The organism is Herbaspirillum sp. 1173 (genome assembly GCF_031455335.1).
Lineage (GTDB): Bacteria > Pseudomonadota > Gammaproteobacteria > Burkholderiales > Burkholderiaceae_D > Herbaspirillum > Herbaspirillum huttiense.
Window position 1 is genome coordinate 162,229 of record NZ_JAVDSP010000006.1, and the last position, 13,408, is coordinate 175,636.

General features: G+C 63.0%; 11 protein-coding genes. 10 read left to right on the forward strand and 1 reads right to left on the reverse strand.

Features of this window, described 5'->3' with window-relative positions; all coding sequences use genetic code 11:
- The first annotated feature begins 13 nt into the window (after positions 1–13).
- The 5 genes from J2X56_RS19180 (at position 14) to lpxC (ending at position 5,404) form a co-directional block, all read left to right on the forward strand.
- Positions 14–784: a cell division protein FtsQ/DivIB gene (locus tag J2X56_RS19180; protein WP_121042532.1), complete on the forward strand. Its 771-nt coding sequence runs from the start codon at positions 14–16 to the stop codon at positions 782–784.
- Positions 785–794: 10 nt separating this feature from the next.
- Positions 795–2,027 (forward strand): cell division protein FtsA, encoded by a 1,233-nt coding sequence (gene ftsA / locus J2X56_RS19185; protein ID WP_008334543.1) that lies wholly within the window; start codon positions 795–797, stop codon positions 2,025–2,027.
- Positions 2,028–2,380: 353 nt separating this feature from the next.
- On the forward strand, positions 2,381–3,571 hold the full coding sequence (gene ftsZ / locus J2X56_RS19190; protein WP_034329320.1) for a cell division protein FtsZ: 1,191 nt from the start codon (positions 2,381–2,383) through the stop codon (positions 3,569–3,571).
- A gap of 194 nt (positions 3,572–3,765) precedes the next feature.
- The gene (locus J2X56_RS19195; protein WP_034329321.1) at positions 3,766–4,272 is read left to right on the forward strand and encodes a peroxiredoxin; all 507 of its coding nucleotides are present in this window, start codon (positions 3,766–3,768) and stop codon (positions 4,270–4,272) included.
- Between the two features lie 196 nt (positions 4,273–4,468).
- Positions 4,469–5,404 (forward strand): UDP-3-O-acyl-N-acetylglucosamine deacetylase, encoded by a 936-nt coding sequence (lpxC, locus tag J2X56_RS19200; RefSeq protein WP_039790443.1) that lies wholly within the window; start codon positions 4,469–4,471, stop codon positions 5,402–5,404.
- Positions 5,405–5,556: 152 nt separating this feature from the next.
- Here the strand turns inward: lpxC and J2X56_RS19205 are convergent, their stop codons facing one another.
- Positions 5,557–6,111 (reverse strand): DciA family protein, encoded by a 555-nt coding sequence (locus tag J2X56_RS19205; RefSeq protein ID WP_034329324.1) that lies wholly within the window; start codon positions 6,109–6,111, stop codon positions 5,557–5,559.
- Positions 6,112–6,164: 53 nt separating this feature from the next.
- Between J2X56_RS19205 and J2X56_RS19210 the strand changes: the two genes are divergently transcribed.
- From J2X56_RS19210 to argJ, 5 genes are all read left to right on the forward strand, one after another.
- Entirely contained in the window at positions 6,165–7,142 is a 978-nt protein-coding gene (locus tag J2X56_RS19210) for a M23 family metallopeptidase (protein WP_121042534.1), read from the forward strand.
- A 346-nt stretch (positions 7,143–7,488) separates the two neighbouring features.
- A complete protein-coding gene (gene secA, locus J2X56_RS19215; protein WP_209568224.1) occupies positions 7,489–10,245 on the forward strand; it encodes a preprotein translocase subunit SecA in 2,757 nt (918 codons plus the stop codon).
- A gap of 173 nt (positions 10,246–10,418) precedes the next feature.
- Positions 10,419–11,225, forward strand: a complete 807-nt coding sequence (locus J2X56_RS19220) for a DUF2272 domain-containing protein (RefSeq protein ID WP_209568222.1) — start codon at positions 10,419–10,421, stop codon at positions 11,223–11,225.
- A gap of 10 nt (positions 11,226–11,235) precedes the next feature.
- On the forward strand, positions 11,236–11,988 hold the full coding sequence (locus J2X56_RS19225) for an SGNH/GDSL hydrolase family protein (RefSeq protein ID WP_209568220.1): 753 nt from the start codon (positions 11,236–11,238) through the stop codon (positions 11,986–11,988).
- A gap of 35 nt (positions 11,989–12,023) precedes the next feature.
- Entirely contained in the window at positions 12,024–13,259 is a 1,236-nt protein-coding gene (gene argJ / locus J2X56_RS19230) for a bifunctional glutamate N-acetyltransferase/amino-acid acetyltransferase ArgJ (protein WP_209568218.1), read from the forward strand.
- The last annotated feature ends 149 nt before the right edge of the window (positions 13,260–13,408 follow it).

The window sequence follows — 13,408 nt, forward strand, 5'->3', positions numbered from 1 at the left end:
GAAGAACGCGTCGATGTGGCAGGACGTCAAGATGCTCAACGCCATCAGCAGTGCGCTCATTGCGCTGGTGCTGCTGGCCCTGGTGGCATCGGGTTTATGGTGGGTAGCGCAGCGCCCGATGTTTACGCTGCACACGATACGCATCGAATCCTCCGGCGACATGCCGCTGGAGAAGGTCAATGCGTTGACGGTGCGGGCGACCGCGGTGCCGCGCATCCATGGCAATTTCTTCACCGCCGATCTGACGGCGGTGCGGGCGGCCTTCGAAGCCGTGCCCTGGGTGCGCAAGGCCATGGTGCGGCGTGAATGGCCGGACCGGCTGGTGGTGAAGATCGAGGAACACAAGGCCCTGGGCACCTGGGGCGAGGATGGCAAGCTGCTCTCGCAGAAGGGTGACGTGTTCACCGCCAACCTGGCCGAGGCCGAGGACGACGGTGACCTGCTGGAGTTCGATGGCCCACCCGGCAGCGAGAAGCAGGTGGTGGCGCGGCTGGCGCTGTTTCGCCAGTGGTTCGCGCCCATCAAGCTGGAGCCGGAGTCGCTGGTGCTGTCGAACCGCTACGCCTGGACCGTGCGGCTGGACAACGGCATGACCGTCGAGCTGGGCCGTGACCAGGGCGATGCGGTGTTGAAGGAACGGGTGGCGCGGCTGGTGGCGGTATATCCGCAGCTGCTGGAAAGATTGCAGGGCAAGATAGAAAGCGTCGACTTGCGCTATCCCAACGGGATGGCCCTGAAGGCAGATGGAATGGTGCTGGCGGCAATGAACGGGAAAAAGAAATAAGCGGAACGCTATGACAAAAGACGCAAAAAATCTGATCGTCGGTCTCGACATCGGCACCTCGAAAGTGGTGGCGGTGGTGGCCGAGGTGCTGCCCGATGGCCGCCATGAAGTGATCGGGCTGGGGCAGTCCGAATCCAAGGGGCTCAAGAAAGGCGTGGTGGTCAACATCGAGGCCACCGTCGAATCCATCCAGCGCGCGCTGGAAGAAGCCGAGCTGATGGCCGACTGCAAGATCCGCAATGTCTATACCGGCATTGCGGGCAGCCACATCCGCAGCTTCAATTCCAGCGGCATGGTCGCCATCAAGGACAAGGAAGTCACCGCTGCCGACGTGTCGCGCGTGATCGAGACCGCCAAGGCGGTCAACATCCCGACCGACCAGCAGCTGCTGCACACGGTTCCGCAGGAATTCATCGTCGACAACCAGGAAGACGTGCGCGAGCCCATCGGCATGAGCGGCATCCGCCTGGAAGTGAAGGTACACATCGTCACCGGTGCGGTCTCTGCCGTGCAGAACATCGTCAAGTGCGTGCGCCGCTGCGGCCTGGAAGTGTCGGACCTGATCCTGCAGCCGATGGCTTCGGCCGATTCGGTGCTGACCACCGACGAGCGCGAGCTGGGCGTGGTGCTGGTCGACATCGGCGGCGGTACCACCGACGTGGCGGTCTTCACCGAAGGTGCGATCCGCCATACCGCGGTGATCCCCATCGCCGGCGACCAGATCACCAACGACATCGCCATGGCCCTGCGCACCCCCACGCTGGAAGCCGAAGAAATCAAGCTGCGCTATGGCGTGGCCAAGCAGATCCTGGCCGACCCGACCGAGACGCTGGAAGTGCCCGGCCTGGGCGACCGCAATCCGCGCACGCTCTCGCGTCAGGCCCTGGCCGCCGTGATCGAGCCACGCGTGGAAGAGCTGTTCGCGCTGGTGCACCAGGTGGTGCGCGAGTCGGGTTATGAAGAGGTGCTGTCTTCCGGCATCGTGTTGACCGGTGGCTCGGCGATGATGCCGGGCATGACCGAACTGGCCGAAGACATTTTCCTGAAACCGGCGCGCCTGGGCACGCCCGAGTACAGCGGCCAGCTGGCCGACGTGGTGCGCAGCCCGCGCTACTCGACCGTGCTCGGCCTGCTGCAGGAAGCCAAGAAACAGTATCTGCGCGGCTACATCGTGACGCGCCAGGAAGGCTCGGTGAAGGCGGTCTGGCAGCGCATGAAGGAATGGTTCCTCGGCAATTTCTGACCGATTCTCATCGGCTGCCACGAGCGGCCGGTGGTGAATGCATCAGGATGTAAAAGCATTGGTCGTTGCTGGCGGTTCGGTTGTACGGTTCTGGCAGTAAAAATTGATGAGAACGGCAGCAAATTTGCAGCAGTGTTTTCTTAGAATAGCGGTATCAAGGCTTCAAGAATTTAAGGTTTCAAGAATTTAAGGTTTCAAGGCATCAGTCGCATCATTGGCAGCATCGGTATCAGCATCAACAAGAAACAACAGGGAAGCACACATACGGACAGCAGTGATCAGTTGCTAGTCGTCACACCGCGTGATGCCTATCAACTGCCAGCTGCAGGACACATATATTTTAAGGAGTCATCATGGAAATCGATATGGTCGACAATGCGACGCTGGGTACGATCATCAAGGTCGTGGGCGTTGGCGGTGCTGGCGGCAATGCCGTGCAGCACATGATTAACAAGGGTGTGTCCGGCGTCGAATTCATCGCCGCCAATACGGATGCCCAGGCACTGAAGCAATCGAAGGCGCACAACGTCATCCAGATCGGTGATACCGGTCTGGGCGCCGGCATGCAGCCCGACGTCGGCCGCCGCCTGGCCGAGGAAACCCGCGCCCGCATCGAAGACTCCCTGCGCGGCGCGCACATGGTCTTCATCGCCGCCGGCATGGGTGGCGGTACCGGCACCGGTGCCGCTCCGGTGGTGGCGCAAGTGGCCAAGTCGCTGGGCGCACTGACGGTGGCCGTGGTCTCCAAGCCCTTCTCCTACGAAGGCCAGAAGTGCATGGACATCGCCGACGCCGGTCTGGAAGAGCTGACCCAGCACGTCGATTCGCTGATCATCATCCTCAACGAAAAGCTGGAAGAGATCTACGAAGACGACAGCATGATCGAATGGCTGTCGCACGCCGATGACGTGTTGAACAACGCGGTGGCCGGCATCGCCGAAATCATCAACGTGCCCGGCCACATCAACGTCGACTTCAACGACGTCAAGACCATCATGGGCGAGCAGGGCAAGGCCATGATGGGTACCGCGACGGCCGCCGGTGTCGACCGCGCCCGCGTGGCCGCCGAACAGGCCGTGGCTTCGCCGCTGCTGGATGGCATCGACCTGTCCGGCGCGCGCGGCGTGCTGGTCAACGTCACTGCCAGCCGTGGCCTGAAGGGCAAGGAAATCAAGGAAGTCATGGCGACCGTGCGCGCCTTCGCGGCACCGGACGCCTCGATCGCCCAGGGCATCGCCTACGATGACAGCATGGGTGACGAGATCCGCGTGACCGTGGTGGCCACCGGCCTGGGCCGTGCCCGCAAGGCCGTGCAACTGGTGCAGACCCCGGTCATGCGCACCGGTACCCACAACGAGCCGATGATGGCCGTCGGTGGCGTGATGCCGCAAGGTAACGCGCAAGCCGGTGGTGCTACCTTCGGTGGCCTGAAGGCCCCGGCCGTGTGGCGTCGCGAGTCGGCTTCCGACACCGTGCGCGCCCTGGAAAAGAACGGCATGGAAACCTACGACATCCCGGCCTTCCTGCGCAAGCAGGCGGACTGATCGTCGTTGGCTCGGGTCGGTCGGCGGCTTCAGAGCAGGCCGGCCGGTTCCAAGGCATACTAACGCCGCGCCACGTGCGCGGCGTTTTTTCGTGCGCAGCGTGCCGGCAACTCATCTGCTGAATCGATCAATCTCGGCAGATGCATCTGTTTCACCACTTAATTCACAGTCCTACAACCAGACGAGGAAACACCATGACCATCAAGATCGGCGACCGCCTGCCCGAAGGCACCCTGACCGAATTCATCGAGACCGAGACCGAAGGCTGCAGCCTGGGCCCCAATGCCTTCAAGGTGTCGGACCTGGTCAAGGGCAAGAAGATCGCGCTGTTCGCGCTGCCGGGCGCCTTCACCCCGACCTGTTCGGCCAAGCACGTGCCGGGCTACATCGCCCTGGCTGACCAGTTCAAGGCCAAGGGTGTGGATGAGATCTGGTGCATCTCGGTCAACGACGCTTTCGTGATGGGCGCCTGGGGCCGCGACCAAAAGGCCACCGGCATCGTGCGCATGCTGGGTGATGGCAGCGCCACGTTCACCAAGGCTTTGGGCATGGAATTCGACCTGACCGAACGCAACATGGGCGTGCGCTCGCAGCGCTATTCCATGCTGGTCGAAGACGGCGTGGTCAAGCAACTGAATCTGGAAGCCCCGGGCAAGTTCGAGGTCTCCAACGCGGAAACCCTGCTGGGCCAGCTGGGCTGATGCCTGCCGGGATTTCCCGGCCACCAGGGGAAAAAGAAACGGCATGCTGCGGCATGCCGTTTTTCCTTGGGGAAATGGATTTATCGCTGTGATCGATGAATGGGCGCCTCCGGCCCCTGTTTTACAGATAGGAACGATTTGCAACAAAGCCCTGCCGCAAGGGGCGGGGCAGGGGCATCTTGGCTATAATGACCGGATGTTGAAACAGCGCACAATCAAGAATCTGGTCAAGACCACCGGCGTCGGCCTGCACTCCGGCACCAAGGTCGAGCTGACCCTGCGTCCGGCCGCACCCGATACCGGCATCCTGTTCCGCCGCGTGGATCTCGATCCCGTGGTCGAGCTGCCGATGATCGCTACCGGCGTGGGCGATACCCGCATGGCCTCGACCCTGACCAAGGATGGTGCCAAGGTGTCCACCGTCGAACACCTGCTGTCGGCCTGCGCCGGCCTGGGCATCGACAATCTCATCATCGACCTGACCGCCGAAGAAATCCCCATCATGGATGGCTCGGCCTCGTCCTTCGTCTTCCTGCTGCAGCAGGCCGGCTTGCAGGAGCAGAACGCGCCCAAGAAATTCATCCGCGTCAAGAAGGCGGTGGAAGTGCGCGAAGGCACGGGCGACAAGGAAAAATGGGCGCGCCTGGAGCCCTATGACGGCTTCCGCCTGAAGTTCTTCATCGAATTCAACCACCCGGCCGTGGATGGTACCGGACAGGTGGCCGAGGTCGATTTCGGCATCGACTCCTACGTCAAGGAAATCGCCCGCGCGCGCACCTTCGGTTTCATGCAGGACGTGGAAACCCTGCGCGGCATGGGCCTGGCCCGTGGCGGTTCCTTCGAGAACGCCATCGTCATGGATGAGTACCGCATCCTCAATGCCGACGGCCTGCGCTACGACAACGAGTTCGTGCGCCACAAGATCCTCGATGCCATCGGCGACCTGTACATCATCGGCCATCCGCTGCTGGCCAGCTACGATGCCCACAAGTCCGGCCATGGCCTCAACAACCTGCTGCTGCGCGAATTGCTGTCGCAGCCGGATGCCTATGAGATCGTCAGCTTCGACCAGCTCGACCAGGCCCCGCAGACTTACGTGATGCAAGCCCAGCAGGAGTGGGCGCTGAACTGACGCTGGCGCTGATGCTGGCTGCACACGCCGCAATGTAGAACGCCCCGGCCTGGACCGGGGCGTTTGCTTTTCTGGCGGTGGCTTGCTGGCGATCTGACGAGAGAAATCTTGTAAATTTTTTAGAAGAATCTCGTGATCCGGCTATTTCAGGACTATTTTCCCTGAAGAAATGGCGGGTCTTCTCCTGCCTGCTTGGCCAATCTGCGCTGGTCGCGCCGCCGTATCATGGCGTCGATGGCTTCCTTCAGGCCCTGGCTGCGCGGATCGCTGGCCAGTGTACTGCTGAGTTCGGCGAAGGAAGTGAGCGCGTTTTCGGTCAGTTCCAGCACCCGTTTTGGCGCTGGCGGGGGGGCCGTCCGGCCAACTTGCACTTTGATTCGGATTGAATTAACCTGCCATCCGTCCTTCAGCAGGCGGTCCTGCAGCCTCGGGGTTTGCTGCTTCAACCGTGCCGCCAGCGCTGCATTGGGCGCGCTCATGACCAGCACGCCAGCTTCAAACTGCAAGATCTGACACGCGGCAAACATCGCCGGCAAGTTCGCGGCCACTGACTGCTGCAGCGTGCCCATGCGAGCCAGGGCGGGCAACAGCGCCGCCATCGTCGAATTCGACCGCAAGAAATCCGCGGCTCCCTTCGTGCTCTTCGCCATGCGTTGAGCACTTGTGAGAGCAGGCCGATAAGGGGTAAACGTAGATGCGTACTTCATCTTTAAACCTTATCACATCCGGTGTCTGACCGGCCGGAGACCAAGGAGCAAAGATGCAAATTATCCTGTTGCACCCCCGTTTCACCAAAGCCCGATCAGTCACGCTCGGCACCAAGCACCTCCTGCTGATGTTGCTGCTGCTGGTGAGCGTGATTGCCGGCGCCTCGCTGTCCATCACCTATTTCCTGCTCAACAAGGCCGGCGACCCGGATGCCGCGCCCATGCTGCACAAGCTGGCCGTCTCCATGAGCCAGGAAGAAGATGGCCGCAACGAGAAATTCCTGAAAGAGAACCTGGCCATGATGGCCGTGAAGGTCGGCGAGATGCAGGCCCAGATGATGCGCCTGGATGCGCTGGGCGAACGCGTGCAGGGCCTGGCCGGCATCCGTCCGGAAGAATTCAATTTCAAGGAGCTGCCCGGTCGTGGCGGCGCTGAAGTCTCCAGCATCGCCGGCTCCGGCCGGGATGTCGGCATGGACGAGCTGCGCCGCATGCTCGACAACCTGGCCCAGGATGCCGGCCATCGTTCCGATTATCTCAACGCGGTGGAATCCACCCTCATGGGCGACAAGATCAAGTCGCGCCTGCTGCCGACCAATCAACCGGTCAACGTGGCCTACAACTCGTCGAGCTTCGGCTGGCGGCTGGACCCCTTCAGCGGCCATAACGCCTTCCATGAAGGCCTGGACTTCCCGGCCCCGGTCGGCACCCGCATCGTCGCCGCCGCCGCCGGGGTGGTGATCGCCTCGGAATATCATTATCAGTTCGGCAACATGCTGGAAATCGACCACGGCAACAACATCATCACCCGCTATGCCCACGCCTCGCGCCTGTTCGTGAAGGTGGGCGACATCGTCAAGCGCGGCCAGCACGTGGCCGATGTGGGTTCGACCGGGCGTTCGACCGGGGCGCACCTGCACTTCGAGGTGCGCATTCGCGGCATCGCCCAGGATCCGCGCAAGTTCCTGGCGCTCGGTGCCACCGGCGGCAACCAGCCCAAGCAGATGCCGGTCTTCGTCGCGGGCCGCTGAGTCCGTTCAGGCAAGTTCTGGCCGGCGCCAGCCCCCGTGGGGCGGGCGTTTGCGGCCGGGCAGGGTAGCCTGCAGGCCGCATTCCCTGCACGTTGTTGCATCTCTGGCAAGCCTGGCATGACGATTTTTGCCAAATCCTCCTCCCCCATTGAAACCTTGCAAACACGCCCGATCTAAAGCGAATGCGGCGCGCAGGCGGCATGAAGACGGGCTGGCGAGCCAATGCCCTCGGCCTGCGTGCTAGAATCCATGGTTTATTTTCGGGCGTTGTCGGCTGGAATCCCGCGGCCGGGAGCCCAACGTCACTCTGCCGGATCGTTCATCGGCGCTTTTATAGAATCCAAGCATGTCATTCCTGACCAAGATTTTCGGCAGCCGTAACCAGCGACTGCTCAAACAATATCAAAAAATCGTCCGCCAGATTAACGCGCTGGAGCCCTCGGTCGAGAAGCTGAGCGACGCCGAACTGCAAGCCAAGACGCCCGAATTCAAGCAACGCATCGCCGGTGGCGAAACGCTGGATGCGATCCTGCCGGAAGCCTTCGCCGTCTGCCGCGAAGCGTCCCGCCGCGTGCTCAAGATGCGTCACTTCGACGTGCAGCTCATCGGCGGCATGGCGCTGCACTTCGGCAAGATCGCCGAAATGCGCACCGGTGAAGGCAAGACCCTGATGGCAACCCTGCCGGCCTACCTCAATGCGCTCGGCGGCAAGGGCGTGCACGTGGTGACCGTCAACGACTACCTGGCGCAGCGCGATTGCGAAGACATGGGCCGCCTCTACAGCTGGCTGGGCCTGACCACCGGCGTGAACCTGTCGCAGATGGAACACGACGTCAAGCAGGAAGCCTACGCCGCCGACATCACCTACGGTACCAACAACGAATTCGGTTTCGACTACCTGCGCGACAACATGGTCTTCGATGCCGATGACCGCGTGCAGCGCGCCCTGAACTTCGCCATCGTCGATGAAGTGGACTCGATCCTGATCGACGAAGCGCGTACCCCACTGATCATCTCCGGCCAGGCCGAGAACCACACCGAGCTGTATCACAAGATGAACGCCGTGCCGCCGCTGCTGACCCTGCAGATCGGCGAAGAGACCCCGGACGGCAAAGGCAAGATCGAAGTCCCCGGTGACTACACCAAGGACGAGAAGAGCCACCAGGTCCTGCTGACCGAAGCCGGTCACGACAAGGCCGAGGAAATCCTGACCCAGATGGGCCTGCTGCCCGAGGGCGCATCGCTCTATGATGCCGCCAACATCACCCTGATCCACCACCTGTACGCCGCCCTGCGCGCGCACACCCTGTATCACCGCGACCAGCATTACGTGGTGCAGAACGGCGAAGTGGTGATCGTCGACGAATTCACCGGCCGCCTGATGACGGGCCGCCGCTGGTCCGATGGCCTGCACCAGGCCGTCGAAGCCAAGGAAGGCGTGAAGATCCAGAACGAGAACCAGACCCTGGCCTCGATCACCTTCCAGAACTACTTCCGCATGTATGCCAAGCTGTCCGGCATGACCGGTACGGCCGATACCGAAGCCTACGAATTCCAGGAAATCTATCACCTGGAAACCGTGGTGATCCCGCCCAACCGTCCCAATGCCCGCAAGGACCGCCAGGACCAGGTCTACAAGACCGCGCAAGAGAAGTACATGGCCATGGTCAAGGACATCCAGGACTGCTACGAGCGCGGCCAGCCCGTGCTGGTGGGCACCACCTCGATCGAGAACTCGGAACTGCTCTCGGGCATCCTGACCAAGTCCAAGCTGCCGCACAATGTCTTGAACGCCAAGCAGCACGCGCGTGAAGCGGAGATCGTGGCGCAGGCCGGCCGTCCCAAGATGATCACCATTGCCACCAACATGGCCGGCCGTGGTACCGACATCGTGCTGGGCGGCAACGTGGGCAAGCAGATCCAGCTGATCGAAGCCGACGAGTCCCTGTCGGATGCCGACAAGGCTGCCAAGTCGCAGCAATTGCGCGATGAATGGCAATCCCTGCACGACCACGTGGTCAATGCCGGCGGCCTGCACATCATCGGCACCGAGCGTCACGAATCGCGCCGCGTGGACAACCAGCTGCGTGGCCGTTCCGGCCGCCAGGGCGATCCGGGTTCCTCGCGCTTCTACCTGTCGCTGGATGATGCGCTGCTGCGCATCTTCGCCGGCGACCGCGTGCGCGCCATCATGGACCGCCTCAAAATGCCCGAAGGCGAACCGATCGAAGCCGGCATCGTGAGCCGCTCCATCGAGTCGGCCCAGCGCAAGGTGGAAGCCCGCAACTTCGACATCCGCAAGCAATTGCTGGAATACGACGACGTCGCCAACGACCAGCGCAAGGTCATCTACCAGCAGCGCAATGAACTGCTGGAGTCGGCCGAGATGGCCGAGATGATTGCCTCCCTGCGTGATGGCGTCTTCACCGACCTGTTCCGCGAATACGTGCCGGCCGAGTCGATGGAAGAGCAGTGGGACATCCCCGGCCTGCAAGCTGTGCTCAAGAACGAATGGCAGCTCGACATCGACCTGGAAGCCATGCTCAAGGCCGAGCCCGACCTGGCCGAAGACGAACTGCTGGAGCGCCTGCTGACGGCCGCCAAGGAGACCTACGAAGCCAAGGTCGCCGTGGTCGGTGTGGATGCCTTCGCCGGTTTCGAGCGCAGCGTCATGCTCCAGAGCATCGACAACCACTGGCGCGAACACCTGGCCGCACTGGATCACCTGCGCCAGGGCATCCACCTGCGCGGCTATGCACAGAAGAACCCCAAGCAGGAATACAAGCGCGAAGCGTTTGAGCTGTTCGCCCAGATGCTGGACCTGATCAAGAACGAAGTCATCAAGGTCGTCATGACCGTGCGCATCCAGAGCCGCGAGGAAATCGAAGCGGCCGAGGAAAGCATGGCCGGTGGCTCGCCCATCAACGTCAACTACCAGCACGCCGACTTCGATCCCGAAGCCGCGCCGGAGGAACTGCTGGCACCGACCGCCCAGGCCGGTGGCGAAGACGACGGATCGGAATACCCCAAGGTCGGCCGCAACGATCCCTGCCCTTGCGGCAGCGGCAAGAAGTACAAGCAGTGCCACGGCAAGCTGGCCTGAACCAGAGTCCCCCGGTTCGGCCGCATTCCGGCCAGATGTGAAGAGGCTGTCCACCCAGGCGGGTGGGCGGCCTTTTTTACATCCTGCAGGTGAAGGCTTCTGCAAAATTGGCCTGGCTCCCTTTATGATGAACGCTCCGGCAGCCCACGCCTGCCGCCCAGGAGAACAAGAAGATGTCGCTCGCCAAGATGTTTCGTGCTTCCCGTCTCAGCTTCACTGCCACCGCCATCGCCGTCCTGCTGGCCGGCTGCGCTTCCTCGCCGCTGCCGCAGTGGCGCGACAGCGGCAACCCGGGCTACGCGCCCGTCACGCCCTCCATCCCGGTGACCAATACCGGCGTGCCCGCCGTGGCCATCAGCACCGCGCCCCCCACCCGTGCGGCGCTGGTGGAAGCGGCCAAGGCCGAGTGGGATTTCTTCGGCAACCAGCAGATCGACATGCGCCATGAACCCTTCAGCGCCCCGCGCCTGGGCTTGCTGGAAGACGAGGGCGAGGCCGTGCAGCGGGTGGCCGAGTACTGGCACGCGGTCGGCAAGAACCTGACCGGTGCGGATTGCCAGCAAGCCTGGTCGGCGGCCTTCATTTCCTGGCTGATGGTGAGCACCAATGTGCCGCCGCAGGATTTCGCGCCCAACGAAACGCACTTCAACTACCTGAGTTTCCTCAAGGACCGCCAGTCGCGCCCCTCGCCGCAATTCGTGTTGCGCTCGGCCGAGAGCGAGCCGATTGCGCCCGGTGACCTGATCTGCGCCCCGCGCGGCAACAATAACATCACTTCCATCGACGAAATCCGGCCCGGGCTGGCCGGCCATTGCGATCTGGTGGTGGAGGTGCATGCCGATGATGGCTGGGCTGGCGTGATCGGGGGCAATGTCTTCAACTCGGTCTCCGAATCCCTGATCCCGGTGGATGAGCAAGGCCGCGCCCAGCCGATTGCCGCGCGCCCGTGGCTGGTGGTGGTCAAGAACCTGCTGCCGTGACGGGCCGCCCATGCTGATCCTGGGAAAACTGCTGCTGGGGCCCCTTTTGCTGGCGCAAGCCAAACGCCTGCGCCAGACCGCGCTGCGCCTGCCGGAAGCGGCCGGTCCGCGCAGCGGCATGGAGTTTCCCCCCATGCAGCCTCGGCTGGTGGCCGAGCCGTTGCGCGTGCTGGTAGTGGGTGATTCCTCGGCCGCCGGGGTCGGGGTGGAGCATCAGGAGCAAGCCCTGGCCCAGCCGCTGGCTCGCCAGCTGGCCGCGCGCACCGGGCATCCGGTGGCCTGGCAGCTGGTGGCGCAGAGCGGCGTCAATTCGCTCGAAGCGCTGGATCTGCTGGCGCGCCATGAGATCGGTCCGGCCACCGTCCTGGTGGTGGCTCTGGGCGTGAACGACGTGACCTCGCAGATGAGCCCGCAACGCTACGTGGCCAACCTGCGCCTGCTGTGCGAACGCCTGATGGCGCAGGCCGGGGTGGAACACATCGTCTTCTCGGGCTTGCCGCCCATGCACCTGCTGCCGGTGGCACCGCAGCCGCTGCGCTGGTATCTGGGCCGCTACGCGCGCAAGCTGGACCGCGCCCTGCGCGACTGGATCGATGCCGAGGCCGCCTTGCGTTACTGCTCCCTGCAATGGGCGCTGCCGCATGAGATGGCGATTGACCGCTTCCATCCGGGCCACGGCCAGTATGCGCAATGGGCCAGGATGAGCGCCGAGATCATCGAAAGCGAGTTCCTGCGTCATCAGCCGGTGACGGAAAGTGTTTAAAATACGCGTTCCGATTTTTACGCTGAAAGCTCGCCATGGCCGTCAATTCCCCGATTCCCGTTCCTTCCGACCTGAAAGCCGTCGCCGGCATCGAACTCGGCCATGCCGAAGCGGGCGTGCGCAAGGCCAATCGCAAGGACGTGCTGGTCATGAAGCTGGCCGAGACCGCGACTGTGGCGGGCGTCTTCACCAAGAACCGTTTCTGTGCCGCCCCGGTACAGATCTGCCAGGCCAACCTGGCGCAGTTGAGCGCTGGCAAGCCCATCCGCGCCCTGGTGATCAACACCGGCAACGCCAACGCCGGCACCGGTGAAGAAGGCCTGCAGCGCGCCAAGTCGGTCTGTGCCGCGCTGGCCCAGCAGATGGGCGTGGAGCCGCAGCAGATCCTGCCGTTTTCCACCGGCGTGATCCTGGAGCCGCTGCCGGCTGATCGCATCATCGCCGGCCTGCCGCAAGCCATCGGCAACCTGAAGGCCGACAACTGGTTCAACGCGGCCGAGTCCATCATGACCACCGACACCCAGCCCAAGGCCGCTTCGCGCACGCTCACCATCGGCGGCAAGCAGGTGGTGATGACCGGCATCAGCAAGGGCGCCGGCATGATCAAGCCCAACATGGCCACCATGCTGGGTTTCCTGGCCTTCGACGCCAAGCTGCCGCAGACACTGCTGAACCAGCTGGTCAAGGACGCCGCTGATCACTCCTTCAACTGCATCACCATCGATGGCGATACCTCGACCAACGATTCCTTCATCCTGATGGCCACCGGTGCCGGCGAACTGGAGATCACCAGCGCCGACAGCGACGAGTACAAGCAGCTGGCTGCTGCCGTCACCGACCTGTCGCAGCATCTGGCGCACCAGATCGTGCGCGATGGCGAAGGCGCGACCAAGTTCATCGAAGTGGCCGTGGAAGACGGCAAGAGCATCGAAGAGTGCCGCCAGATCGCCTACTCCATCGGCCATTCGCCGCTGGTCAAGACTGCCTTCTTCGCTTCCGATCCGAACCTGGGCCGTATCCTGGCCGCCATCGGCTATGCCGGCATCGAGGATCTGGATGTGTCCAAGATCAACCTGTGGCTGGACGATGTGTGGGTCGCCAAGGATGGCGGCCGCAACCCGGATTACCGCGAAGAAGACGGCCAGCGCGTCATGAAGAAGGCCGAGATCGTGGTGCGTGTGAAGCTGGCGCGCGGCACGGCCAAGGCTTCCATCTGGACCTGCGACCTGTCGCACGACTACGTCTCGATCAACGCCGACTACCGTTCCTGAGCGTTTTTCTTCACCTCGCGGCGTTTCGCCGCCATCGGCCCATCCATCCCCGGGCCGGTGGCGCGCCCGGATGGCGGCGGCAACATGAATGCCCGCGCCCTCGGATCAATTTTATTCACACCGGCCGCCAGCGCCTTGCGCCACAATGG

What these genes read in the sequence shown, in the direction of transcription:
- J2X56_RS19180 (WP_121042532.1), top strand. Translation starts at nt 14, where the DNA reads ATGTGGCAGGACGTCAAGATGCTCAACGCCATCAGCAGTGCGCTCATT.
- ftsA (WP_008334543.1), top strand. Translation starts at nt 795, where the DNA reads ATGACAAAAGACGCAAAAAATCTGATCGTCGGTCTCGACATCGGCACC.
- ftsZ (WP_034329320.1), top strand. Translation starts at nt 2,381, where the DNA reads ATGGAAATCGATATGGTCGACAATGCGACGCTGGGTACGATCATCAAG.
- J2X56_RS19195 (WP_034329321.1), top strand. Translation starts at nt 3,766, where the DNA reads ATGACCATCAAGATCGGCGACCGCCTGCCCGAAGGCACCCTGACCGAA.
- lpxC (WP_039790443.1), top strand. Translation starts at nt 4,469, where the DNA reads ATGTTGAAACAGCGCACAATCAAGAATCTGGTCAAGACCACCGGCGTC.
- J2X56_RS19205 (WP_034329324.1), bottom strand. Translation starts at nt 6,111, where the DNA reads ATGAAGTACGCATCTACGTTTACCCCTTATCGGCCTGCTCTCACAAGT.
- J2X56_RS19210 (WP_121042534.1), top strand. Translation starts at nt 6,165, where the DNA reads ATGCAAATTATCCTGTTGCACCCCCGTTTCACCAAAGCCCGATCAGTC.
- secA (WP_209568224.1), top strand. Translation starts at nt 7,489, where the DNA reads ATGTCATTCCTGACCAAGATTTTCGGCAGCCGTAACCAGCGACTGCTC.
- J2X56_RS19220 (WP_209568222.1), top strand. Translation starts at nt 10,419, where the DNA reads ATGTCGCTCGCCAAGATGTTTCGTGCTTCCCGTCTCAGCTTCACTGCC.
- J2X56_RS19225 (WP_209568220.1), top strand. Translation starts at nt 11,236, where the DNA reads ATGCTGATCCTGGGAAAACTGCTGCTGGGGCCCCTTTTGCTGGCGCAA.
- argJ (WP_209568218.1), top strand. Translation starts at nt 12,024, where the DNA reads ATGGCCGTCAATTCCCCGATTCCCGTTCCTTCCGACCTGAAAGCCGTC.